Source organism: Providencia sp. wls1922 (assembly GCF_009706505.1).
In the GTDB taxonomy this organism is placed as follows: Bacteria; Pseudomonadota; Gammaproteobacteria; order Enterobacterales; family Enterobacteriaceae; genus Providencia; species Providencia lanzhouensis.
Window position 1 is genome coordinate 71,908 of sequence record NZ_WLUG01000100.1, and the last position, 25,103, is coordinate 97,010.

Annotated in this window: 22 protein-coding genes; 15 read left to right on the plus strand and 7 right to left on the minus strand. The window is 40.8% G+C overall.

The genetic code is table 11. The features are described 5' to 3' along the window. Positions 1 to 268: 268 nt before the first annotated feature. The 3 genes from gcvT (at position 269) to gcvP (ending at position 4,915) form a co-directional block, all read left to right on the plus strand. The gene (gcvT, locus tag GKR71_RS13850) at positions 269 to 1,363 is read left to right on the plus strand and encodes a glycine cleavage system aminomethyltransferase GcvT (protein WP_036951142.1); all 1,095 of its coding nucleotides are present in this window, start codon (positions 269 to 271) and stop codon (positions 1,361 to 1,363) included. Between the two features lie 92 nt (positions 1,364 to 1,455). Continuing rightward, the gene (gene gcvH, locus GKR71_RS13855; protein WP_036951141.1) at positions 1,456 to 1,848 is read left to right on the plus strand and encodes a glycine cleavage system protein GcvH; all 393 of its coding nucleotides are present in this window, start codon (positions 1,456 to 1,458) and stop codon (positions 1,846 to 1,848) included. A 190-nt stretch (positions 1,849 to 2,038) separates the two neighbouring features. Further along, positions 2,039 to 4,915 (plus strand): aminomethyl-transferring glycine dehydrogenase, encoded by a 2,877-nt coding sequence (gene gcvP / locus GKR71_RS13860; RefSeq protein ID WP_154634445.1) that lies wholly within the window; start codon positions 2,039 to 2,041, stop codon positions 4,913 to 4,915. Between the two features lie 69 nt (positions 4,916 to 4,984). Here gcvP and GKR71_RS13865 read toward each other — a convergent pair whose 3' ends face one another. Together GKR71_RS13865 and ygfZ are read right to left on the minus strand one after the other, a co-directional pair. Beyond that, positions 4,985 to 5,605 carry an HD domain-containing protein gene (locus GKR71_RS13865; RefSeq protein ID WP_036951137.1) on the minus strand — a complete coding sequence of 207 codons (621 nt, stop codon included), beginning with the start codon at positions 5,603 to 5,605 and terminating at the stop codon, positions 4,985 to 4,987. An 11-nt stretch (positions 5,606 to 5,616) separates the two neighbouring features. Next, a complete protein-coding gene (gene ygfZ, locus GKR71_RS13870) occupies positions 5,617 to 6,603 on the minus strand; it encodes a tRNA-modifying protein YgfZ (protein WP_036951136.1) in 987 nt (328 codons plus the stop codon). Between the two features lie 291 nt (positions 6,604 to 6,894). Between ygfZ and sdhE the strand changes: the two genes are divergently transcribed. Together sdhE and GKR71_RS13880 are read left to right on the plus strand one after the other, a co-directional pair. Next, the gene (sdhE, locus tag GKR71_RS13875) at positions 6,895 to 7,161 is read left to right on the plus strand and encodes an FAD assembly factor SdhE (protein ID WP_036951240.1); all 267 of its coding nucleotides are present in this window, start codon (positions 6,895 to 6,897) and stop codon (positions 7,159 to 7,161) included. After that, positions 7,142 to 7,552: a protein YgfX gene (locus GKR71_RS13880; RefSeq protein ID WP_036951135.1), complete on the plus strand. Its 411-nt coding sequence runs from the start codon at positions 7,142 to 7,144 to the stop codon at positions 7,550 to 7,552. The genes sdhE and GKR71_RS13880 overlap by 20 nt, the downstream gene beginning before the upstream one ends. 25 nt (positions 7,553 to 7,577) lie before the next feature. On the opposite strand, the gene fldB is transcribed toward GKR71_RS13880, so the two are convergent. After that, a complete protein-coding gene (gene fldB, locus GKR71_RS13885) occupies positions 7,578 to 8,096 on the minus strand; it encodes a flavodoxin FldB (protein ID WP_036951134.1) in 519 nt (172 codons plus the stop codon). Between the two features lie 117 nt (positions 8,097 to 8,213). Between fldB and xerD the strand changes: the two genes are divergently transcribed. The 7 genes from xerD to GKR71_RS20095 all read left to right on the plus strand — a co-directional run bounded on the left by xerD (position 8,214) and on the right by GKR71_RS20095 (position 18,693). After that, entirely contained in the window at positions 8,214 to 9,116 is a 903-nt protein-coding gene (gene xerD, locus GKR71_RS13890; RefSeq protein ID WP_036951132.1) for a site-specific tyrosine recombinase XerD, read from the plus strand. Positions 9,117 to 9,133: 17 nt separating this feature from the next. Then, complete coding sequence (gene dsbC / locus GKR71_RS13895; protein WP_036951131.1) at positions 9,134 to 9,835, plus strand: bifunctional protein-disulfide isomerase/oxidoreductase DsbC; 702 nt, start codon at positions 9,134 to 9,136, stop codon at positions 9,833 to 9,835. Positions 9,836 to 9,843: 8 nt separating this feature from the next. Further along, positions 9,844 to 11,577: a single-stranded-DNA-specific exonuclease RecJ gene (gene recJ / locus GKR71_RS13900; RefSeq protein WP_230085087.1), complete on the plus strand. Its 1,734-nt coding sequence runs from the start codon at positions 9,844 to 9,846 to the stop codon at positions 11,575 to 11,577. A gap of 127 nt (positions 11,578 to 11,704) precedes the next feature. After that, positions 11,705 to 12,806 (plus strand): peptide chain release factor 2 gene (prfB, locus tag GKR71_RS13905; protein WP_108478266.1). Its coding sequence is split into 2 segments (ribosomal slippage): positions 11,705 to 11,782 and positions 11,784 to 12,806, totalling 1,101 coding nucleotides; the frame shifts between segments, so codons are not numbered across the junction. Between the two features lie 7 nt (positions 12,807 to 12,813). Next, positions 12,814 to 14,331 carry a lysine--tRNA ligase gene (gene lysS / locus GKR71_RS13910; RefSeq protein ID WP_036951129.1) on the plus strand — a complete coding sequence of 506 codons (1,518 nt, stop codon included), beginning with the start codon at positions 12,814 to 12,816 and terminating at the stop codon, positions 14,329 to 14,331. A gap of 685 nt (positions 14,332 to 15,016) precedes the next feature. Beyond that, entirely contained in the window at positions 15,017 to 15,517 is a 501-nt protein-coding gene (locus tag GKR71_RS13915; RefSeq protein WP_108478264.1) for a hypothetical protein, read from the plus strand. Continuing rightward, positions 15,514 to 18,693 (plus strand): FKBP-type peptidyl-prolyl cis-trans isomerase, encoded by a 3,180-nt coding sequence (locus GKR71_RS20095; protein WP_230083137.1) that lies wholly within the window; start codon positions 15,514 to 15,516, stop codon positions 18,691 to 18,693. The genes GKR71_RS13915 and GKR71_RS20095 overlap by 4 nt, the downstream gene beginning before the upstream one ends. A gap of 152 nt (positions 18,694 to 18,845) precedes the next feature. Here GKR71_RS20095 and GKR71_RS13925 read toward each other — a convergent pair whose 3' ends face one another. The 3 genes from GKR71_RS13925 to GKR71_RS13935 form a co-directional block, all read right to left on the minus strand. Continuing rightward, a complete protein-coding gene (locus tag GKR71_RS13925) occupies positions 18,846 to 19,661 on the minus strand; it encodes a helix-turn-helix transcriptional regulator (RefSeq protein WP_036951126.1) in 816 nt (271 codons plus the stop codon). Positions 19,662 to 20,552: 891 nt separating this feature from the next. Beyond that, positions 20,553 to 20,909, minus strand: coding sequence for a nitrous oxide-stimulated promoter family protein (locus tag GKR71_RS13930; protein ID WP_036951235.1), 357 nt, complete (start codon positions 20,907 to 20,909; stop codon positions 20,553 to 20,555). A gap of 247 nt (positions 20,910 to 21,156) precedes the next feature. Further along, positions 21,157 to 21,369 carry a DUF465 domain-containing protein gene (locus GKR71_RS13935; RefSeq protein WP_036951125.1) on the minus strand — a complete coding sequence of 71 codons (213 nt, stop codon included), beginning with the start codon at positions 21,367 to 21,369 and terminating at the stop codon, positions 21,157 to 21,159. Between the two features lie 265 nt (positions 21,370 to 21,634). Here GKR71_RS13935 and eco point away from each other — a divergent pair, with 265 nt between their 5' ends. Further along, the gene (gene eco / locus GKR71_RS13940; RefSeq protein WP_036951124.1) at positions 21,635 to 22,111 is read left to right on the plus strand and encodes a serine protease inhibitor ecotin; all 477 of its coding nucleotides are present in this window, start codon (positions 21,635 to 21,637) and stop codon (positions 22,109 to 22,111) included. 60 nt (positions 22,112 to 22,171) lie between these two features. Here eco and GKR71_RS13945 read toward each other — a convergent pair whose 3' ends face one another. Next, a complete protein-coding gene (locus GKR71_RS13945) occupies positions 22,172 to 22,609 on the minus strand; it encodes a universal stress protein (RefSeq protein WP_154634446.1) in 438 nt (145 codons plus the stop codon). 376 nt (positions 22,610 to 22,985) lie between these two features. On the opposite strand from GKR71_RS13945, the gene GKR71_RS13950 reads away from it, so the two are divergent. Both GKR71_RS13950 and GKR71_RS13955 read left to right on the plus strand, forming a co-directional pair. Next, entirely contained in the window at positions 22,986 to 23,915 is a 930-nt protein-coding gene (locus GKR71_RS13950; RefSeq protein ID WP_036951121.1) for a cation diffusion facilitator family transporter, read from the plus strand. 147 nt (positions 23,916 to 24,062) lie between these two features. Next, positions 24,063 to 25,103, plus strand: coding sequence for a galactose-1-epimerase (locus GKR71_RS13955; RefSeq protein ID WP_154634447.1), 1,041 nt, complete (start codon positions 24,063 to 24,065; stop codon positions 25,101 to 25,103).

Sequence of the window (25,103 nt, forward strand, 5' to 3'; positions counted from 1 at the left end):
ATATTTTGCGCACTAATAAGCCAAATATGAAGGGATTGAGTGATCGTTCTCAATTATTTAACAAAAACCACTGGTAATGTGAGGGCGCAATCAGTAATACAGAGAGTACATCACCCTATTTTTATTTATAGCATCCAATTTTGAATGTTAGCGGTTTTGAATCAAATCCGATGATTTGCGTTTTGATGAAACGGGGTTCACAGAAAAAAATTTATGCCGTTCATTACGCAATCACCCCATCAGACACAGTAATGTAAAGAGGGTATTCATGGTAAAGCAAACGACTCTATATGATGAGCATATAGCCTGCGGCGCAAAAATGGTGGATTTTCATGGCTGGATGATGCCACTGCACTATGGTTCACAAATCAACGAACATAATATTGTTCGAACCGATGCAGGAATGTTTGATGTTTCCCACATGACGATTGTTGACCTACATGGCGAAGGTTGCCGCGATTTTCTTCGTTATCTTCTCGCCAATGATATTGCTAAGCTCACCATCAAAGGTCGCGCACTGTATACAGGTATGCTGAATGCATCAGGTGGTGTGATTGATGACCTGATTGTTTATTACCTTGAAGATGATTTCTACCGCCTTGTGGTTAACTCTGCGACGCGAGACAAAGACATAGCATGGATTGAGCAGCACGCGAAAGATTATGCGGTCGCGATTACTGTACGTGATGATTTGGCATTAGTTGCCGTTCAAGGTCCGAAATCTCAAGAAAAAGTTCACACGTTGCTGACTGAAGAACAACGTGCTGCCATCAAAGATATGAAGCCTTTTTATGGTGTTCAAACTGGCGATCTGTTTATTGCGACCACGGGCTACACCGGTGAAAAAGGGTATGAAATTGCGATGCCGAAACAGCATATCGTGGATTTCTGGCATAAGTTACTGAAGGCAGGCGTTCATCCAGCAGGTTTAGGCGCTCGTGATACTCTGCGTCTTGAAGCGGGTATGAATCTCTATGGGCAAGATATGGATGAGTCTATTTCTCCATTAGCGGCCAATATGGGGTGGACAATTGCTTGGGAGCCGCAAGACAGAAACTTTATTGGCCGTGAAGCGTTGGAAAAACAGCGAGCGAAAGGTACCGATAAGCTGGTGGGTATTGTGATGCGCGAAAAAGGCATTTTACGTGCTGAACAGGTTGTGCGCTTTACGGATGAATCAGGTAAATTGCATGAGGGAGTGATCACTAGTGGTTCATTCTCTCCAACGTTAGGTTTCAGTATCGCGCTAGCGCGTGTACCGGGTGACATTAAAAATCACGCCATCGTTGAAATTCGTCAGCGGGAAATGCCGGTTGAAGTGGTAAAACCAGGATTTGTCCGTGAAGGTAAGGCATTAGTGTAATTAGATATTTTCTAATACAAATTGATTTTAAAACGTTTTCTCAAAAACTTTTTCTCAAGAACATATGGTCAGAATCAAAAGAGAGGCTAGAAATGAGCAATGCACCTAAAGAATTAAGATATACCCGCGAACACGAATGGCTGCGTGATGAAGGAAACGGTGAGTTCACTGTGGGTATTACTGAACATGCGCAAGAAACTTTAGGCGACATGGTGTTTGTTGATTTACCCGATGTGGGTGATGTAGTGAGCGCAGGGGACGACTGTGCTGTCGTTGAATCTGTGAAAGCAGCATCCGATATTTATGCACCGATTAGTGGTGAAATTATTGCAGTTAACAGTGCACTCAGCGACTCTCCAGAGCTGGTGAACGAATCGCCATATCAAGAAGGCTGGATTTTCCGTATTAAGATGAGCGATGACTCTCAGTTAGCTGACCTTATCGATGCTCAAGGTTATCTGAGCATGATCGCTGCGGAAGAGTAATCCACAGCATCATGTTTCGCACTGTAGTGTGATCGCTTGCTACAGTGCGAAATATCAAGAACATAATGAATATTTTTAACCAAGGTTAGTTTGAACTAGTCTACTTATCTCGCAGTTTATCAATAGGTTTTATCATCGCTAGAGTCTTATAACCTACGCTACGCATAGCAAAAAGGATGGGAACACAGATATGTCGATGTCACTGAGTCAACTAGAAAACCGTTCAGAATTTATCTCGCGCCATATAGGGTCATCAGAACAACAAATAAAAACCATGTTAGGTACTGTTGGCGCGACCTCCCTTGATAATTTAATGGACAAAATTGTCCCGAAAGCCATTTTACTGCCTGAGCCACCAAGAGTCGGCGGTGGTGCAACCGAGCAAGAAGCGCTCGCAGAATTAAAAGGGATTGCTTCCCTAAATAAACGTTATAAAAGTTATATCGGCATGGGCTATGCCCCAGTGATCCTTCCTCCTGTTATCTTACGTAATTTGCTCGAAAACCCAGGCTGGTATACGGCTTATACCCCTTATCAGCCCGAAGTTTCCCAAGGTCGTCTTGAGTCACTGCTGAATTTCCAGCAATTAACGATTGATTTAACGGGCTTAGATTTAGCATCAGCTTCTTTGCTGGATGAAGCGACAGCGGCAGCAGAAGCCATGGCGATGGCAAAACGCATCAGTAAATTGAAAAATGCAGAACGCTTTTTCGTTGCGGATGACGTCCATCCTCAAACCCTTGATGTTGTGCGGACTCGTGCAGGCACATTTGGCTTTGAAGTGATTGTCGACAGTGCGGAAAAAGTGCTGGAACACGAAGGTGTGTTTGGTGCATTACTGCAACAAGTTGGCACCACAGGGAATATTCATGATTACAGCGAGTTATTTACCAAACTAAAAGCGAAGAATATTGTCAGCTGTGTGGCTGCCGATATGATGGCATTAGTGTTATTGACAGCACCTGCAAAACAAGGGGCTGACATTGTTTTCGGCTCAGCGCAGCGTTTTGGTGTACCAATGGGTTATGGTGGCCCTCATGCTGCATTCTTTGCGTGTAAAGATGAATTCAAACGTGCGATGCCGGGACGCATTATCGGGGTCTCTCGTGATGCTGCAGGTCATACTGCGCTACGTATGGCGATGCAAACTCGTGAACAGCATATCCGCCGTGAAAAGGCGAACTCCAACATTTGTACTTCCCAAGTTTTACTGGCCAATATTGCCGCGATGTATGCGGTGTATCATGGACCTGAAGGCTTGAAAATGATTGCTCAGCGCATTCATCGCTTTAGCTCAATTTTTGCGAAAGCGCTTACAGAGTCAGGCATCGCTCTGCGCCATAAAACGTGGTTCGATACTCTGGCTATCGAAGTAGCAGACAAAGCGGCGGTCTTAGCGCGCGCTGAAAAAGCAAAAATAAACTTACGGACAGATATTCACGGTGCAGTGGGTGTTACGTTCAGTGAAATTACCACTCGCCAAGATCTCAACGAACTGTTCTTTGTGATCACGGGTACTGACCAAAAACTGGATTTCGAAAAATTAGATAAGCAAGTTTCGGAAAGTGAAAGTGCAATTCCAGCAGCCATGTTGCGTGATGACGTGATTTTATCCCATCCAAATTTCCATCGTTATCATAGCGAAACGGAAATGATGCGCTACATGCACAGCTTAGAGCGTAAGGATTTAGCGTTGAACCAAGCGATGATCCCATTAGGTTCTTGCACTATGAAACTTAACGCTGCTGCGGAAATGCTGCCAATTACGTGGCCTGAATTTGGTGAGTTACACCCGTTCTGTCCACCGGAGCAGGCGCAAGGTTATCATCAAATGATTGAGCAGCTTTCCCACTGGCTAGTGCAATTGACGGGATATGATGCTGTCTGTATGCAGCCTAACTCAGGGGCTCAAGGGGAATATGCGGGTCTGTTAGCAATCCGTCGTTACCATGAAAGCCGCAATGAAGGCGCACGTAATATTTGTTTGATCCCAGCCTCTGCTCACGGAACTAACCCAGCCTCTGCTCACATGGCGGGTATGGAAGTGGTGGTGGTACGCTGTGATGATGAAGGTAACATTGACCTTGCTGACCTGCGAGAAAAAGCGCAGGAGCACAGTGCAGCGCTCTCATGCGTGATGGTGACTTACCCGTCAACTCACGGTGTGTATGAAGAGAGCATTCGCGAAGTGTGTGAAATTATCCACCAATATGGCGGGCAAGTTTACTTAGATGGCGCGAATATGAACGCACAAGTGGGGCTGACAACACCGGGCTTTATCGGCGCGGATGTGTCTCACTTGAACTTACATAAAACCTTCTGTATTCCTCATGGCGGTGGCGGCCCAGGTATGGGACCTATCGGTGTGAAGAAACATTTAGCACCGTTTGTACCAGGGCACTCTGTCGTCACTCAAGAAATGCTAACCGAACAAGGTGCGGTTTCTGCTGCGCCATTTGGTAGCGCTTCTATTCTGCCAATTAGCTGGATGTATATCCGAATGATGGGCTCTCATGGGCTGAGAAAAGCCAGCCAAGTGGCAATCTTGAACGCTAACTATATTGCGAAGCGTTTAGCGAGTCGCTATGAGATCCTCTATACCGGACAAGAGGGTTATGTGGCTCATGAATGTATCGTGGATCTACGTCCAATCAAGAAAGATACAGGCATCAGTGAGCTGGATATTGCTAAGCGCTTGATTGACTATGGTTTCCATGCGCCAACCATGTCATTCCCAGTTGCAGGTACGTTGATGATCGAACCTACTGAGTCAGAAAGTATTGTGGAAATCGATCGCTTTATCGATGCAATGCTGTCTATCCGCGATGAGATTGATCAAGTGGTTCAAGGTAAATGGACGCTGGAAGATAACCCGTTAGTCAATGCGCCACACGTTCAAACTGAGTTGGCAGAAGAGTGGGGTCATAGCTATAGCCGTGAATTGGCTGTATTCCCATCTCACGCAACACGAGTGAACAAGTACTGGCCAGCGGTAAAACGCCTTGATGATGTTTATGGCGACCGCCATTTACATTGCTCTTGTGTGCCTATTGATGAGTATATGTAATTAATTTTTTAGCTTTTTAATATGAAAACGCCAGATATTTATCTGGCGTTTTTTGTTTTATTTTTTTAATTACAGCAGCCAGCCTTTTTGGTGGGCTTGCTCTAATTGCTGTTTAAGCTGCAACCAAAATTCAGGGAGGATCTCCTGAATATAGTCACATTTACTAACGACCTGCTCATGACGAATATGGTTTTCAACCCAGCTTTGACCCTGATTATGCAAGTTCAATAACATCGGCATGGCTCTATCAATGGCATTGGCATATTTCGATTCCAATGTCTCGACGGCATCATACTCATTCCATAATGCTAAGAATTCAGCATTTTGCGGGCTTGGCAGTAGATTAAACAGGCGGTTAGCTGCTTTGACTTCGTCATCATGAATGGCTTCACGAGCGGCATTATCAAACACCAAAACGTCACCTGCATCAATTTCGACGATATCATGAACGAGCGCAAGTTTAATGGCGCGTTCAAGATTAACGCCCGGCACATAAGGGGCAAAAGCCATAGCAGCAACAGCAAACTGCCAGCTATGTTCGGCTGTGTTTTCGTGTCTTTCGCGGTTTAATAATTTATTCTTGCGATAAACGCTTTTCAGTTTATCGAGCTCCATCAAAAATTGTACGACTTCAGTAAAAGCCCCAAAATTCAAAACGTCGAGTGGCTTATTACTTATTGCAGATGACATAAAAACCCCAATTATTTATCTTCTTCTAATGAATAAGGCAGTGGTGCAATGGTCAGGCGACTTTGCTCGTCACCCATAACGCGAAACACGCTATCAGCTTCCATATCGTTGTTCATGATGATTTGGATGCTAAGTTCTCCATTCCCTAAACGCACGGCGGCGAGTACTGTTCCGGTACGGCGCCAGTTTTCACCGAGTTGCCACTCAACACCATCACCAATAGTTGGAAGTGAGGAGCCAGTGCCCGTTAGCCAGTACATCGCGCGTTTATTGGCACCACGGAACTTGGCGCGTGCAACCATTTCTTGGCCGGTATAGCAGCCTTTTTTAAAGCTAATTCCGTGAGGGATGGCTTGTAAGTTTGCAGCTTGAGGCAGATGTTGGGCACTATTTTCTTGGTCGATAACGGCAAAGCCCGCCGCAATTTCTAATGCTAACCATTGTTGGTCAGAAACCAATGTCGCATTTAAGGTCTCGGTGATGTTTTGAGCAGTCGTTTCGTCTGTAATAATTAAAAATCGCTCTGCGGGAAGGTCAAAATGTAGAAGGGTACTGTTGCCTTCTGCGATGACTTGGTTTTGGGTATCGGGTAGTGTGGCGAACACAGATGAAAGCGCTTCTCGTGCGCCTTGGCCTGCCACACCCAGTAATTTCAGTTCTGGTTTCTTTTCAAAAGTGACTTTAGAGAAAACAGCGTATTTTTTTAACTCTGCGAGTTGGGCATCAGCAACACTGCGTCTTTCAATATAAGAATAACCGGCTAAGTGATGGAATAAACGTAGGTCACTCCACATTTTTCCTTTTGGATCGCAATGAGCGGTTAGTGTATGTGCATGCTCAAGTGTGCTGATATCGGCGGTGACTTGTCCTTGCAGATATTTTTCTGCATCAGCGCCGTGTAGGTGGATAAGTTCCCAGTTTTCCAGTGAAATCAAAACAAGGGGTAAAGACTGAGAATCGAGGGGAAACTGTTGTGCGTTGTCTACATGGGAAGTCATGATTTCACCTGTTGTTCTTTATTTGATAATGGTGCTTAATGGTAAAATAGCTAGGTCACATTGCAAGCCTCAAACCGAACTAAAGTGCCATTAACCTATTATTCAGCATAAGAGGGTAAATAGTTTGTAGAAAAACGGTATTTTACAACCTAAAATGTGAACTATGTAGAGTGTGACATGTTTTATTGACAGATTATCTGATAGAGTATTTAAAATAATCAATCTTATCAGTCAACTGCAACAAAAGGTCGTAGTGAAATGGATAATGGAATGCCTAGCGGGCAAAGTCAAATCGATATCAATAACAAGGCGCGAATTCATTGGGCGTGCAGGAGAGGCATGCGTGAGCTTGATATTTCTATCATGCCATTTTTTGAATATGAATATGACGAGCTAACAGACCACGATAAGCGTGTTTTTGTGCGCCTGCTCGAATGTCCAGACCCAGATTTGTTCAATTGGTTGATGAATCACGGGCGTCCGGAGGACGAAGAACTGTTCTCTATGATTAAACTCATTCAAGAAAGAAATAAAAATCGTGGTCCTGTGGAAATCTAATCTTTCCATTTCATGGAAAACTCAGCTTTTTTCCACCTGTCTTCATGGGGTAACGGGCATTATTTTGCTTGTTGCACCATGGGCTCCAGGTAATTCAATGATTTGGCTGCCATTATTAGTGGTGTTGGTAGCTAGTTGGGCAAAAAGCCAAAAAAATATCGCTAAAGTCAAAGGTGTGGCTGTATTGGTGAATGGCAACAAGCTTCAATGGAAAAAGAATGAGTGGGAAATTATCAAAGCGCCATGGTGTAGCCGTTTTGGTATTTTATTAACGCTTAATGCGTTGCAAGGTAAGCCTCAGAAGCTTCGCTTGTGGATTGCAAAGGATTCTGTTTCCGAAGAGAATTGGCGCAATCTCAATCAATTACTACTGCAATACCCTGATATTTGATATTGCAGTTAGTTGTCTTTGGCGCTTAAAGAGCAGCTTCAATTTCTTGTAGGATCTGCTCACACCATTGTGCGACTCGCTCATCGGTTTGTTCAAACTGGTTCACATCATCTAATGCAAGACCCACAAACATCTCACCATCTTCCGTGAGCGGTTTCGGGCTTTCAAATTCATAACCTTCAGTAGGCCAAAAGCCAATAAACTGTGCGCCAGTCGGTTTAAGCTGGTGATAGAGCATGCCAAGTGCATCTAAAAACCATTCGCTATAGTCAACTTGGTCACCCATGCCATACATTGCGACCATTTTATCCGCAAGGTTAAGTTTGGGAAGCGCTTCCCAAATTTCTAGCCAATCTTCCTGAATTTCACCGAAATCCCACGTAGGGATACCCAAAATAAGAGCATCGTACTGTTCCATTAATTCTGGCGGTGTATCTTTGACGTTATGGAGGGTAATGAAATCATCACCAAGAATGTCACGTATTTTTTCTGCGACCATTTCGGTGTAGCAGGTACTTGAACCGTAAAAAAGACCTATTTTCATATATATTATTACTATATCCAGCGCTGGTTTTTATCACGAGGGACGTATTGTAACAGATGGTGCTACAATCAGGCATAATAGATTGCACTGTAATAATAAAGAGGCATAGGATCTGGCGTGGAAAGTAAACAACTGAATCCGTTAATTGAACAGTTTCTTGATACAATTTGGTTGGAGCAAGATCTTGCTGAAAACACTTTGGCATCTTATCGTAATGACCTCCAATCGTTAGATAGATGGCTGGATGCACAGCAATTGCATTTGGAAAGTGTTCAGTCGATTGATTTACAATCTTTTCTCGCGGAACGTATTGATGGCGGATACAAAGCTGCAAGTTCTGCGCGTTTATTAAGTTCGATTCGCCGGTTATTTCAATATTTTTATCGCGAAAAGATAAGAGCGGATGATCCTTCCGCGGTAATCGCAGCACCAAAAATTCCGCAGCGGTTACCCAAAGATCTCAGTGAAAAACAAGTTGAAGATTTGCTTAATGCACCTGCGACTGAAGACTCGCTCGAGTTACGGGACAAAGCCATGTTGGAAGTATTGTATGCTTGTGGCTTACGGGTTTCTGAGCTGACAGGGCTGACATTTTCGGATATCAGCTTGCGTCAAGGCGTCGTTCGGGTCGTTGGTAAAGGTGATAAAGAGCGTTTGATCCCTCTGGGAGAAGAGGCGATTTACTGGCTGGAAAAATATATAGCGCAAGGGCGCCCAGATTTACTGAATGGGAAAACTAGCGATGTTTTATTTCCAAGCAAACGTGGTACAAAGATGACCCGCCAGACATTTTGGCACCGAATAAAATATTATGCCGTACTTGCTAATATTGATGGGGATGCGTTATCTCCTCACGTATTAAGGCATGCATTTGCAACCCATTTATTGAATCACGGCGCGGACTTACGCGTTGTACAAATGTTGTTAGGTCATAGCGACCTATCCACAACCCAAATTTACACACATGTCGCTACTGAGCGGCTACGTGCTTTACATGAGCAGCATCATCCGAGAGGGTGATGGGTGAAAGGATAAATATGAAACGCAAACTACTTGTTTTAGCCGCCTGTATCGCGTCATTAACGGCATCGGTTTATGGCGCAACGGAAGAAAAACTGATTATCGAAAAACTGGCACATTATAATATGCAAGTGGAATCCATTAAGCCTTCCCCAATTGTGGGATTAAATACGGTGGAAACGGATAATGGCGTAATTTATGTGACGGACGATGGTAAATACCTGTTACAAGGCCCAATTTATGATCTCAGCGGAAAAGTTCCGGTGAACATCAGTAACCAGCCTTTGTTGAAGAAGATGGAAGCGTTGAAAAACGAGATGATCATCTTTAAAGCACCCAATGAAAAATATGCGATAACGGTCTTTACTGATATTAGCTGTGGTTACTGTAAGAAATTACACGAAACAGTGGGTGAGTTAAACAGCAAAGGGGTGACTGTGCGCTACTTAGCCTTCCCGCGTCAAGGGATGAAGAGCGACACAGCAAAACAGATGGCATCAATCTGGTGTAATGCATTACCAAAAGATGCGTTGACTAAAGCGTTCAAAGGTGACGAAGTTGCCATGATTGATGACTGTAAAATCGATTTAGGCAATCATTTGAAATTAGGTCAATTATTTAAAGTTACAGGAACGCCTGCCATTATTTTACCAAGCGGACAAGTACTCCCTGGCTTTTTAAAACCTGACGAATTACTCCAAATACTTGAACAGAAATAATCATCATTGTGAATGTCGAAACTTTTTTACGTCAACGAGAATTAACAGGTAATGCCGCGGCATTGCCTAATGTTCCTGAACTTTTGCAGCGCATTTATGCCTCTAGAGGGATAACTTCTCTCGCTCAATTGGAGCGTAAAGCGTCTAATTTGCTTGATTACCGTTCGCTATCAGGGGTTGAAAATGCACTAACGCTGCTCTATTTGGCGCTGGTGGAGCACCAAAAAATCACTATTGTTGGGGATTTTGATGCTGATGGTGCAACGAGTACAGCATTAGCTATCCGTGCGCTTAAAGCGATGGGGTATAGGAATTTAAACTATATCGTTCCAAACCGTTTTGAAAATGGCTACGGTTTAACGCCATTGGTGGTGGACGAAGCCTATAAGCAGGGAACGGATCTGATTATTACGGTAGATAACGGTATCTCTTCTCATGATGGCGTGATGACTGCTCACGAGTATGGGATGAAGGTAATTATTACCGACCACCATTTACCGGGAGAAACGCTACCGACGGCGGATGCTATCATCAATCCGAATCTTAATGATTGCCAATTTGCATCGAAATCACTGGCTGGTGTTGGGGTAACGTTTTATTTAATGTCAGCGTTAAGAGCCCATTTACGCCAACAGCAGTGGTTTGAAAAGCAAGGGATCAGCGAGCCTAATTTAGCGGAATACCTTGATTTAGTCGCGCTGGGTACCGTAGCAGACGTGGTGCCATTGGATACGAACAACCGCATTCTGGTGCATCAAGGGTTGAATCGAGTGAGAGCAGGGCGCTGTTGTGCTGGGATCAAAGCGTTAATTGAGGTATCTAAGCGAGATGCCTCTCGTCTGGTCGCGAATGATTTTGGCTTTGCGCTGGGACCAAGACTTAATGCGGCTGGTCGGCTGGATGATATGTCTGTCAGTATTGAATTACTGTTGACGGATGATATGGCACATGCACGCCAGCTAGCCAATGAGTTAGATGGTTTAAATCAGACCCGCCGTGAAATTGAAGCGGGTATGCAGCAAGAAGCATTGGTGCTATTTAACAAAATCGAATACAGCGAAAATCAGTTACCGAACGGTTTAGCGCTATATCATCCCGAATGGCATCAAGGGGTGGTTGGGATTTTAGCTTCACGAATTAAAGAGCAATTCCATCGCCCCGTTATTGCGTTCGCGCCTGCCGGAGATGGGTTATTAAAAGGCTCTGGTCGTTCAGTGCAGGGCGTTCATATGCGCGATGCATTAGAGCGATTAAATACGCTGCAACCGGGGTTAATGCAAAAGTTTGGTGGACACGCCATGGCTGCGGGTCTGTCGCTTGAAGAGAGCAAATTTGACGCATTCAAATACCATTTCGAAATGCTGATGGGAGAACTTATTCAACCTGAGCAATTATCGGGCGTTATTTGGAGTGACGGCGAATTATTGCGTAATCAACTGTCATTAGAGACGGCGGAATTACTTCGCGAAAGCGGTCCGTGGGGGCAGTCTTTTCCTGAACCTGTATTTGATGGGCATTTCCAGTTATTGCAACAAAAGTTGGTGGGCGAGAAACATTTAAAATTGATGTTAGAACCCGTGAATGGAGGGCCGATGTTGGATGGCATTATGTTCAATATTGATGTCCGTAGATGGCCAGATAATAGCGTCAAAAAAGCGAAAATCGCGTTTAAGTTAGATGTGAACGAGTTTCGCGGAAATAAAAATGTGCAATTGATGATTGAACACATTTGGCCCGATTAAAACCACGGTAAAAGTTCGTTCAGAAATAGAGGATTGATGCCCTATAAACCTGACAGGAATTCCGTTATACTAAACGGTTCGTGAATGAAAATATTTATCTTTATTGATCAACTATAAGATAGTGAAAATGACGTTTGAAATAAACCCAGTAAAAAGCAAAATTCAGGACCTGTCTGAACGGACAACGGTTCTGAGGGGGTATCTTTGACTATGATGCCAAGAAAGAACGCTTAGAAGAAGTGAATGCAGAACTTGAGCAGCCGGATGTCTGGAATGAACCAGAACGCGCTCAAGCACTTGGCAAAGAACGCTCTTCCCTTGAGGCGATTGTTGAGACAATTGACCAACTGACCCAAGGTATTGAAGACGTAGAAGGTTTATTGGAATTGGCGGTAGAAGCTGATGATGAAGAAACGTTCAACGAAGCGGGCGCTGAGTTAGAAGCACTGCAAGGCAAGTTAGAGCAACTTGAATTCCGCCGAATGTTCTCCGGTGAATATGACAGCGCTGACTGCTATATCGACTTACAAGCAGGTTCTGGCGGTACAGAAGCGCAAGATTGGGCAAGTATGCTCATGCGTATGTATCTGCGTTGGGCTGAGTCAAAAGGCTTCAAAACAGAAATTATCGAAGAGTCAGATGGTGATGTGGCGGGTTTAAAATCTGCAACAATTAAAATCATCGGTGATTATGCCTATGGCTGGTTAAGAACAGAAACGGGTGTTCACCGTTTAGTGCGCAAAAGCCCATTTGACTCCGGCGGTCGTCGTCATACTTCATTTAGTTCAGCGTTTATCTATCCTGAAGTTGATGATGATATTGATATCGAAATTAACCCTGCTGATTTACGTATCGACGTATACCGAGCCTCGGGTGCCGGTGGTCAGCACGTTAACAAAACTGAGTCTGCGGTGCGTATCACCCATATACCGACCAACATTGTGACTCAGTGCCAGAACGACCGTTCACAGCATAAAAACAAAGATCAAGCCATGCGCCAGTTAAAAGCGAAATTATACGAACTGGAAATGCAGAAGAAGAACGCAGATAAGCAAGCGATGGAAGAGAATAAATCGGACATTGGCTGGGGAAGCCAAATTCGTTCTTACGTCCTTGATGATGCACGCATTAAAGACTTACGTACTGGTGTGGAAACGCGTAACACGCAAGCCGTGCTGGATGGTGATTTGGATAAATTCATTGAAGCTAGTTTAAAAGCTGGCCTGTGAGGAAAAAATGTCTCAAGAGCAACAGGGTGCAGAACAAGCTCCCGATTTAAATAACGAACTCAAAGCCCGTAAAGAAAAACTGGTTGCGCTGCGCGAACAGGGTATTCCATTCCCAAATGATTTTCGTCGTGAAAATGTCTCTGATAAGCTTCACGCTGAATTTGGTGAAAAATCTGCAGAAGAGCTGGAAGACCTGAACATTGAAGTGACTATTGCGGGTCGTATGATGACTCGTCGTATCATGGGTAAAGCGTCATTTGCAACATTACAAGATGTTGGTGGCCGTATTCAGATCTACGTTTCACGCGATGATCTGCCAGAAGGTATCTACAACGAACAGTTCAAAAAATGGGACTTAGGTGACATTTTAGGTGCTAAAGGTCGTTTATTTAAAACTAAAACTGGCGAATTGACCGTTCACTGTCATGAAGTTCGTTTGCTGACTAAAGCTCTGCGTCCATTACCAGATAAATTCCACGGTTTATCAGACCAAGAGACACGTTACCGTCAACGTTACCTTGACCTGATTGCTAACGATGAATCTCGTAACACTTTCATCATCCGTTCTAAGATCTTAGCGGAAGTTCGTAACTTCATGGTCGAACATGGATTTATGGAAGTAGAAACTCCGATGATGCAAGTTATTCCAGGTGGTGCTTCTGCACGTCCATTTGTGACTCACCATAATGCATTAGATATTGATATGTATCTGCGTATTGCGCCGGAACTGTATCTGAAGCGTTTAGTTGTCGGTGGTTTTGAACGCGTATTCGAAATCAACCGTAACTTCCGTAACGAAGGTTTATCTCCTCGTCATAACCCAGAATTCACGATGATGGAACTGTATATGGCGTATGCCGATTACCGTGACCTGATTGTGCTGACTGAAGACTTATTCCGTATTTTAACGCAGAAAGTATTAGGCAATACCGTTGTTAAATATGGTGAACAAGAGTTCGATTTTGGTAAACCATTTACCAAAATGACGATGAAAGAAGCTATCTGCAAATACCGTCCAGAAACTAACGTTGCTGACCTGGATGATATGGATAAAGCGGTTGCGATCGCGCAGTCTATCGGAATCAAGATTGAGAAGAGCTGGGGTTTAGGTCGTGTTCAGTGCGAAATCTTTGAAGAAGTTGCTGAAAGCCACTTAATTCAACCAACCTTTATTACAGAATATCCGGCTGAAGTTTCTCCATTAGCGCGCCGTAATGATGATAATCCATTCATTACTGATCGTTTCGAATTCTTTATCGGTGGTCGTGAAATCGGTAACGGTTTCTCTGAGTTAAATGACGCAGAAGATCAAGCAGAACGTTTTGCTGAGCAAGTTCGTCAGAAAGACGAAGGTGATGATGAAGCGATGTTCTACGACGAAGATTACGTGACCGCATTAGAGCACGGGTTACCACCAACAGCAGGTTTAGGTATTGGTATTGACCGTATGGTCATGCTATTTACTAATAGCCATACTATTCGTGATGTAATCCTATTCCCTGCATTACGTCCTAGCAAAGCTTAAGTTTTGTTTTTCATGCCCAGTTAATAACTGGGCATGAATCTTCTCAATTAATCATGGTATTTTTATTTAATTCTCTCATTCAAACCCACAATTAATTTGTTGTACCTTTCCAGTATTAAAATAAAAATCTGCGTTACATCACGTTATGCGTTAATTTAAGATCAATATCTTTTTAAGATAACTGCTATTCATTGGCTGCTTTAATAAGTGTAGAATTTTATTTTACTCAATACCTAGCTTTGTTATCGAAGTGATCTTTATCATTTCATTGAGATATCTCAAAATGTGAGTATTTTCAATTTTTGACTGAGTAAATGTACCTGCTTGTAATATCATGATTTTAATTAATTAGACTAAGTTTATAAAAACCTGAGAGATAGGATGAGCGAGCAACGCTTATTTGATTTATTACTAATAAAATGTGTTTTTGATGTTAATTAATGTGCAAGAATAATCAATATACACAAGTATGCGATATCTTATTTAGAGAGATATGAGTATTAATGTACTAAAATAACAATTCTGTGGTTGTAAAACTAAATTGGCACAAAATAAAAATGCATAAGATTTATGAGAAGTCTCTATTTCTCTATTCGGCTATATAGAAAATAGCGAGTTTTTAGCTTACACTAGGTTTCTAGGACATCATAATAATAGCGAAGAAAAGTACTGGTAAGGTAAATATATGTTTTTAAAAAATAAATTTTATGTCGCGTCTTTGCTTGCGGTAAGCACGGCTTTACTTTCTGGCTGTGTCACTGGTCCAAATGCGCAAAAGACGGCATTAGCTGATTCTCAAACCACCACAGCAGCAACGAATAATTCACAGCAAAATAGTAAGGCTGATGATTCTTACCCTGAATCTCAGAACGTTTTAAATAATGCTTTAGATCGTTCACCAAATGCTGTTGAGCAGCAGGGTGTTGCGCCACTAAATACTTGTATTAAAGAACTCAGTTCATTGAAAACGCTATCACCAGAAAGTTATAACCGTCTGGTAGGCTCATTTAAAGAAGTGAGTGAAATTAATCAGCTATACAAACAAATCGAAGCAACTGCTAGCCCAGATACCATTGAGCTATTGCAAATGGCTATTGAATCTAAAACAAAAGTTCTTTGTGCTAAGGTGCGTTACAACGCAGTGCTATCAACGGAATCAACTTTGCAGAAAATTAATGGATTATGAGACTTAACCTAAGGCTTTGTGTCTCTCTGGCACTTTTTTCGACATGTTTTTCAACAGCTTCCTACGCGGAGCGTTTTAACAATGTCATCGATGACTTTGATACTTACCTTCAATCTGAAAATGAAGGTCAAAAACCAAAGCCTCGACCTGTCGAAGTACCACTGAGTGTTAAATCACAAGCCCAAGGTTATGATGTCTTATCCTCTCTTTCGCCAGTTCCTGTGCCGAAAGAAAACCGTCAAGTTACGGCGGGTAAAGTAAAGAATACTAAAGAGAAAAAGGTGGCTCAGCGATCATCGAATGCGGTGACGTCATCTGAATCTCAAAATACAAAAGCATCGGCATCAACACCTATTGAGCCTAAAACACCTGTTCAAGTAGCAGAACCAGCTCAAGTAGCAGACACAGATATCAAACCTGCTATCGACGTCTGTTTGTTGCCTTCTGAGTCTCAATCTTACCAGCCTGCATCTTCCTATTTGCTACAAGGTAATCAATGGAATCCTAAGTATTTGGCGAAGGATTTTGCCAAATACCAAGTCATTATTGATCCTCTTGGCTTATATTCTTCGAATTTCACGAAGAAAGCAGGGACTGAAAACTCAGTCAATCTGGCTCAGTTGGCAAAGCTCATTGAGCAACAGCAATTAAAAAATCTGTATCGCTTTGGCGTTGCTCAAGGTGTTGGTGAGCTGATTTCGTACAATAAGCTGCTAACTGATGGTCAGTTAGTCACTAAGCTGACTAACTACAATAAAGACATTGCTGAATTAAATCGCATCATTACTGAAAAGCAAACGACGATAGCTAAACTCAGTGGCGACATTGCAGCAAGTAAGTTACAAATTGAGCAATTACAAAGTGTTGTAAAATCTGTTGATAATAAAGCTGTTATCGATGGGCTGAATAGTGAATTAGCTAAATCGCAGAAAGTGATTGCTGAAAAACAAGCTAATCTGGATAACCTTACCAAACAAAATAGCCAGTCATTAGACACTATCAAACAGTTGGAAAAACAGCTGAGTGATGGTGTGATTGAAGCGACAAATGCGAAAAAACAACTTGCCGACAAAGACAAGCAAGTCACGGATGCTCATCAGCGCATCGAGCAATTAACCTCCGAGATTGCCAAACTACAATCTGACGCGAAGCAGCAATTGCAGTCATCCGGCAATACGGATGAACAGCTGAAGTCTGTGAGTACCAACTTAGTACAGCAAGAAGCCTTACTGAAACAGCGTGAAGATGAGCTAAAGCAGGCTCAAGCGCAAAAAAATGATGTCCAATTAGCACTCAAGCAACAGCAAGATGCGGTTAAGCTGCTTGAACAACAGAATCAGCAACTGACCGCGCAAATGAAGCAGCAGTTGGCTGACAAAGACAAACAAGTCACGGATGCTCATCAGCACATCGAGCAATTAACCTCCGAGATTACCAAATTGCAATCTGACGCGAAGCAGCAATTGCAGTCATCTGGTAATACTGATGAACAGCTGAAGTCTGTAAGTGCCAACTTAGTACAGCAACAAGCCTTACTGAAACAGCGTGAAGATGAGCTAAAGCAGGCTCAAGCGCAAAAAAATGATGTCCAATTAGCACTGAAACAACAGCAAGACGCGGTTAAGCAGCTTGAACAACAAAATCAGCAACTGGCAGATAAAGTAAAACAAAAATCTGTGGTAGAAGCTGAATTAGCTACATCTAAGCAGCTGCTAGCTAAGGCTAGTACAGACTTGCAAAACGTGAAGCAAGAGCTGGAAAATAAAGCCGCGTTGATGGCTCAAGCTAGCGACAAACAAGTTAAAGCTTTATCTGAGCAAAACCAGAAGCTTTTGACTCAACTCGCTGAAAAATCACAGCAGAACGATAAAATTCAAGCAACATTAGTTGAGCAAACCGCTAAGTTAGTGCAAAAAAATGCACTGGATGTTGAGTTAGCAGAAGCGAAGAAACAACAGGTTACTCAGCAAAATGCCCATGAAAAAATAGCTAAGCAACTGGCGGATAGCCAAAATCAGTACGCACAGTTACAAGCGCAGCTAACATCGAATGAGCAAAGCTATGCGGATGCGAAAAAACAGTTAGCACAAGCAAATACTGAAGTGCAAAAACTGCGTGCTGAATTAGAAAAACAGACTGAACTTGCAGGCAAAGATACTGACCTACAAGTCAAAGAATTAACTGCGGAATTGAATAAGCAAATTAGCTTACTCAAAGGCCGAGAAGAAGCTTTAACAAAGTTAGATCAAGAGAATAAAGGCATTCAAGATTCGTTAAAAGCGCAACTGTCTGATAAACAGCAGCTAGAGTCTCAAAATACTCAATTGATGTCACAAGCCAAAGAAAAAGAAGCATTGATTGCTAAGCTTGAAGGTGACATTGCCAATCGCAACAAACAGCAAGCAGACATCGAGCAAAAGCTGCTAGATGCGAACAAACAATTGAATGCGTTAAAGTTAGATGCTGAAAAATTTAATGCCGAGAATCTCTCGAAAAAAGATCAGGAATTGCTTCAACTCAAGAAGCAGCTCGATGAAAAAACAGCGGCGGATAACAAATCTAAGCTGGAGCTTGCTAGTGTTCAAGATAGTTTGAAGAAAGCAAAAGATGAGTTGGCATCCTTGAAATCATTTTCAACAGATGAGGGACTGAAAGCGCAAATTAGGGATCTTAATCAGCGCGTGACTCAGTTACGTGAAGAGAATGATGCATTAAGAACGAGCAAAAAGTCACCTACAGGTAAAGCGCCGACCATTATCCAAATCCCATCTGCGGATAATACGACTATTGCCAAAGAGAATGAAAAGCGGAATCAGAAGATCCTGCAGGGTATAAAACAGCAGAAATACAGTAAGTTAGATAATTATACTTATTATAAGGTTTTACAAAAAGGTACACCAATTACAAATGTGAAAGACAAAAAAATCACATTGATCATGCGAGAACAACTTACCGATGGCAAGGTGACCGTTATGCATACAGAAAAAAATCCAATGGTGTTACCTTATGATCAACTTCCACCACCCATGAACTCGTTCGTAGAGAAAGTGGGTGTTGGCGGAATGGTCAAAATTTATATTGAGCCTGAAGGTGGTTATGGCCCAGAAGGTATTCCTGGTGAAGTGCCGCCAAACTCAATGTCAATTATTGATTTGAAAGTGATTCAAGCGAACTGATTAATAAGGTTCTAAATAAAAAGAAGGGGCTTACTTAAATAGTAGGCTCTTTTTTTATTTTCAACGATATGATTTATTGCGGGGTTGCCTTTCTGTCAGTGTAGCTAAGACATTAATCCTATACTGACAGGGCATATAACGTGAGGAAGGTACTAGGCGGCTTTACGCGACCTACTAGGGGTATAACCAAAGCGCTTATGATAGCTTTGAGTAAAGTAAGACTGACTTGAAAAGCCGGCTTCCATAGAAACTTCTACAATACTCATCGACGTATTTATCAATAATTGGTGTGCATACATGATGCGCTTCTCACTGATCCAAGAACGAGGTGATGTTGCATAAACAGTATGAAATAGCTCTTTGAATGTTGTTAAGCCCATGCCAAACGTTCTGGCAAACTCATTTAACTTCCACTCTTTTAAATAATTATTTTCCATGAATGTCTGCAAACGCTCAGCTTGACGATTACTGAGTTGTCGTAAATTGGACAACAGAGTTGCACCTTGCTCACTATAAGATAATAACAAGAGTAGCTCATTAATCCTTAATTTAAGGATCATTTCAGGATATTGAGTTTGAATAAATGATTCTAAGCTATTTTTTAACTCATTAATCAATGGGCTTGTTGTAAACTTGATGATGTCATTAGCGACATTGTCAGCTCGCTCAATCTCACTTAATTGTGATCCGTAATGAGATAAATACTCACGTAAAAACTTATCATCCAATGAGATCCATAAGAATTCACCATCTAGTGTATTGTTCTCTGTTTTAAACGAATATGACCCCTGTTTATGGTAGAGAATATCACCTTCATGTAGGCTCTCATTTGCGGCTGGAGTTTCCAGCAATATTGACCCTTTTTCTATTATGATAAGACCCTTAGAGGTTAAATCGAGTATCGCATGTGGGTTACTTTTATCTATGCGTACTTTTTTTATCACCTGATGACTTAATTGACTGTTCATAGTAGCACCTTTATTAAAATTAGCTCTTTAAGTAATAGTCGAAATCAAATATCAAGTTTTTAAATTCTATTGATATAAAAAATCACTATAACCTTGATGATTGAAATTATATGAGCTGTTTTTTTATATGTCATATCGTAAATTAAAGTATTAATAAATGTTTCGAAATATGCTTTTTACGATGCTTATAGGAAAACTAATCGGTTTTTCCGAGCAACCTATTTGGTGTTCTATTCACTTATTCTATAAGTTACCGGTAACTGTGGTTTTAAATTCCAGTTTTTCGATATTTTTTAGATTTTAATATTTTGTGTTTTTTTACGCTTTTTCATTGTTTTTTTATCTTTTAAAGGTAAGTAGTCATTATTTGTGTCTTATCATAAATAATAGTGATGCAAATTATTTAGGGTATATTCGTTAAAAGTATCAATAATAAATTTATCTAATGTATAAAATTGTTAATGACATTATTGATAAAATTATTGAATCATATTGATTTTTGTTTTTTATCAAAACATGCGTTTTAAGCTAAATATTGAGATGTACATCTCATTTTTAGTATTAATTGAGCAGTGTTATCATTTTTGTATTTTTCATAAGCATGGGTTTTGATTATTAATTATGTTCGGTTACTAATTTTTATATGAACGTCATTTCTAGAAATAGAAACATGATAGAGAGCTAAAGTCATTTTATCGAGATTCGATGAAAATTGAGAAGATAACGTGAGTGAGTTTAAAAACTGATAAAAAACCAATAAGATAGTGAAAAAAAACACACGAGGCTAACGAACAAGTTGTCGTTAAATATATTTAACATTTACACCGATAAATTTGTTTTTCTCAGTGATGTAATTCCGAATTGGTGTGGTGAAATATTCTGTTGATAAGATCATTTTTTCAGGTTGGATGTAGTACGTTCCCGACTAGGTAGCTCCGGGACAGGTTTTTTATCATCAATGAGATGACGAATTGCTAAAATAGGATGGTGATATAGCATTTTAGGGCCGGCCCAACGCATAATGATTTTCATTTGTTCACGTTGCTTTGGTTGGTAGCAATGTATAGGGCATTGTTTACAGGCTGGTTTTTCTTCACCATAACGGCATTTATTTAGGCGTTTTACGGCATAGGAAAAAAGTATTTGGTAATGTTCTGGGTTGTCTTCAGGAGCAGGATGTGCCTTTTCATAGATTTTTATCATTTTTTCTATCGTTACGATTTCCCTCGATATTCTTTTACCCACCATCATCGCTTCTCCTCAAATAAAGATATATTTAATATATATCTTTATAGCAACTATTTATAGGCGCTTAAATCAATATAAAAGCATTTTCCCCCCATTAATAGCAAAAATGGCATAAGAGAAATTTCTTATGCCATTAACACTGTATTATCGCCAATTGTGTTGTAGCTAACTTATTGGAGCCTAATGCATTGAAGCTAAGACCCCAATGTATTTGATAAAGTAAGATTAGCTGCAGTTTAAAGGCACCTTATCGACTGGTTTGCATTATTCTCTGCATTTCATCTTTTAGATGCAATTTTTCTTTTTTAAGTTTGGCAACCTGTTCGTTATAGCCGGCACCTGAAGGTCCTTCAAGCTTGCTAATTTCTTTATCTAATTGGTGATGCTTCTCATAGAGAGATTGAAAGCGGGGGTGTGTGGAGATTAATTGTGAAACTAAATCTTGATCAGCAGATAACATACTACCTCCTCATAATGAATTAAGCCTCACTTTCAGTATAACCATTGATTGTTTTATGTACATATTGATGGGGCGGATTTACATAATTTTTATTAATTTTATGATCCTTATACTAATATTAAGTATTATCACTAAAGGATTAATGAGTTATCTATATTTTTGTAATTAAGAATCATCTATAGTGATTAAAGTGGTTGAATTGACCTACTATGTATCAAACCCTAGTTTTTAATGTTGTTATTTTTTTACCAATAGGAATTTTATGATGAAAAAAGCGATTTTGTCTGTAATGGCTGCGGTAGCAGTGTCTTCTTGTGCAATGGCGACTGAAGATTTAGGAAAGATCGCGCCTTACCCGAAAGCAGAATCTGGTATGACTCGTCATGTGATCCAGCTTGATACTCAGCAAAATGAATATGACTACATGGTTGAGCTGGTTATCGGAAAAACCATTAAAGCAGATTGTAATCGCCAATGGTTTATGGGTGACTTAGAAGAAAAAACCTTAGAGGGTTGGGGATATAACTACTACAAATTAGACGAAGTCAAAGGACCTGCCTCAACAATGATGGCTTGTAGCGAACCTGCAAAAGACCGCTTTATTACCACTCAATTAGGTGATGAAGCATTTGTTCGTTATAACAGCAAACTTCCAATTGTTGTTTATGCGCCAAAAGATATGGAAGTGAAATACCGCATTTGGTCGACAGACGATAAATTAATGAACTCTGTTAAGAAATAATGCATTAAAATGCCGCGTCAGTTTTCTATGATGCGGCATTTTTATTTTGTAAGCTTTAGATTAACGAACGACAAACACTGATGTTTGCGCATGACGCACAATGGCGGATGCAGTCGAACCTAATAAATAAGTGGATGTGCTTGGATGATGAGAACAGACGACAATTAGGTCGGCATTAATGGTTTTTGAGTAATCTAAAATTTCGTCTTTTGCTGAACCAATACTCACTTGACATGTAATTTGAGAACTTGGAATTTTAGTATCTTTGATCACTTCTTCTAATGCCCGCATTGCGAGTGTTGCACGCTCAGCCGAGTTTTTATGGCTTTCAGGTAAGATAGCGACTTCAATACCAAAAAATAGTTCTACACTTGGGATCACCGAGAAAAAGTGAATCTCAGGCTTCCCCAACGTTGCCAAATCTTCCACATGTTTGATGATGTTTGAATTTAAATCATCTTCTAACAGATCAATAGGAACCAATATTTTCTTATACATAGCCACCTCTTCATTTGTTATTTTAATTTGATTATATACCTATCATTTTATAAGTCATATTACACTTATGATTTTGTGATATTGAATTCACAGTAACATGGCTATCTAATAAAGATGAACCTACACTCTATCTATAATAGAGGATAGGTTAGTTATGAATATCTTCCTTTATAGCTTTTATCTGATTATGGCTTTTTATCTTATCAAGGATAGAAAAATAAAGAATAACCATTCTCAATCAATATAATCAATTATTTACAATTTATTATGAGACATTTAACAAACAATATGAGAATATCATTGAGCTTGATTAAGTCATTGAAAATAAACTATATTTAAATGATAATTGTTTTGTTTTTCATTAAGAAAATAAACTATGCATAAACATGAAATCCCAGCTTCCGGGAAAAATGAATTCGAATTGCAACAAGAGAAATTTAAAGCCGCAAAAAAAAGCACTTTGATCAGTGTGGCGGTGAATACTCTATTGTCTATTTGGCAAATTATTGTTGGGATATTTTCCCACTCTTCAGGCTTAATTGCTGATGGTATTCATACACTTTCGGATTTAGTTGCAGACTTTGTTGTCCTTATTGCGAATAAAAAAAGCCATAAGAAGCCAGATGCTGATCACCCATATGGTCATTTCCGTTATGAAAATGGTGCATCCCTTATTTTAGGGATTATTTTGTTGATCGTGGGTGTGGGAATGGGGTGGTCTGCGGTCGAAAAAATGATTAACCCAGATTTAATCCCAGAAGTTCATACGATTGCATTAGTTGCTGCATTAACGGCTTTGGTTGCGAAAGAAGGCTTATTCCGCTACATGCTGCATGTAGCAAATAAAGTTAATTCTAGCATGTTAGTGGCGAATGCTTGGCATGCGCGTTCTGATGCAGCCTCTTCATTAGTCGTCGCTATCGGGATTATTGGTAGTTTATGCGGTATCCGCATTCTTGACCCTATTGCTGCTTTAATTGTGGGGACATTTGTCTTCCGAATGGGATTCAAATTCACTTATCAATCTATGCAAGACTTAATGGATAAAGGGGCTGATGAAGAAACGCTTGAACAATTGAGCGATGTTCTTCGAGGTATTCCGGGAGTTAAAGGATTCCACGATTTGAAGACACGCAAATCTGGCGACTTTTTCCTTGTGGATGTTCATTTAGAGTTAGATGGTCAAATGACAATTCTAGAAGGGCATGATATAGCGGTAAACGTAAGGAAACAATTAATGAAAAACCCACAAGTACTGGATGTTATGACCCACTTAGACCCTTATGATAAAGATTGTTTGCATTAATTCTTATTTAATCATTAAGCACTTTTGAAAAAGCTGACGTATTATGCGCTCAGCTTTTTTCTTTTTACGTCATCGAGAATTCGTTTTATTATTGTTAAATTATGTTGGTTACACGATAAGTGGAAATATAAGGGATATTAGGGAAAAATGCAGTTTACCAAGCAACAACGTCACACTCTGCGCACACCGAAGGTCGTAGCACTCACAAATAAACAGGGAATGAAAATTATTTTGAGTAGTTTAGGCGCCAGCTGGGTGAGTTGTATATTACCGTTGGCGAATGGTAAACGCGATATCATTTTAGGATCGCCTAATATGGCCGCTCAAATGGAGCAGCGAGTCTATTTTGGCGCAACGGTAGGACGAGTCGCAAATCGTATTGCAAATTCCACTTTTGATCTTGAAGGTCGTAAGTATCAACTTGCACATAATCAAGGTGCACATTGTTTGCATGGTGGGCGTGATAACTTTAGTTATCGAGTGTGGTCAATCGCTCAACCTGACCAACAGCAAGCGATTTTTACCCTTGTATCTTCTGATGGTGACCAAGGTTTTCCGGGGGAATTAAAAGTTGAAGTACATTATGAGCTCACTGATGATAACCAAGTAGTCATTAACTACCGATATCAATGTAACCAAGATTGCCCGGTTAACCTGACTAATTACACCTATTTTAATCTTGCGGGTGAACAATCAGATCGCACTGCATTTGAGCATGATCTCCAAATGCAGGCTGCGTATTTCTTGCCACAAGATAATGAAGGGCTTCCAACGGGAGAGTGGCGTGAAGTTACTGACACTTATTTCGACTTTAGGCAAAAGAAACGCATTGGTTGTGACTTTTTACAAGACGAAGAGCAACAAGCGGTAGGTGGATACGATCATACTTTTGTGTTTGATGAGCCAGTAGTCGACGGGCAACAAATTGTGGCGACACTGGGTTCTCCCAATGGTGATGTACAAATGAATATGATGAGTACATCACCTGCAATCCATCTGTATACGGGGAACCATTTAGTCTCCGTTTTAGGTAAAAGTAAAACCTATACGCCATTTTCTGGAATAGTGTTGGCTCCGCAATACCCATTTGATGGTTTAGGGCATGCTGAATCAGATGGTGCAAACCCTATCATAGCCAAAGCTAATCATATTTATACCAGTCAAACTCGCTATCAATTTATTTTTTAG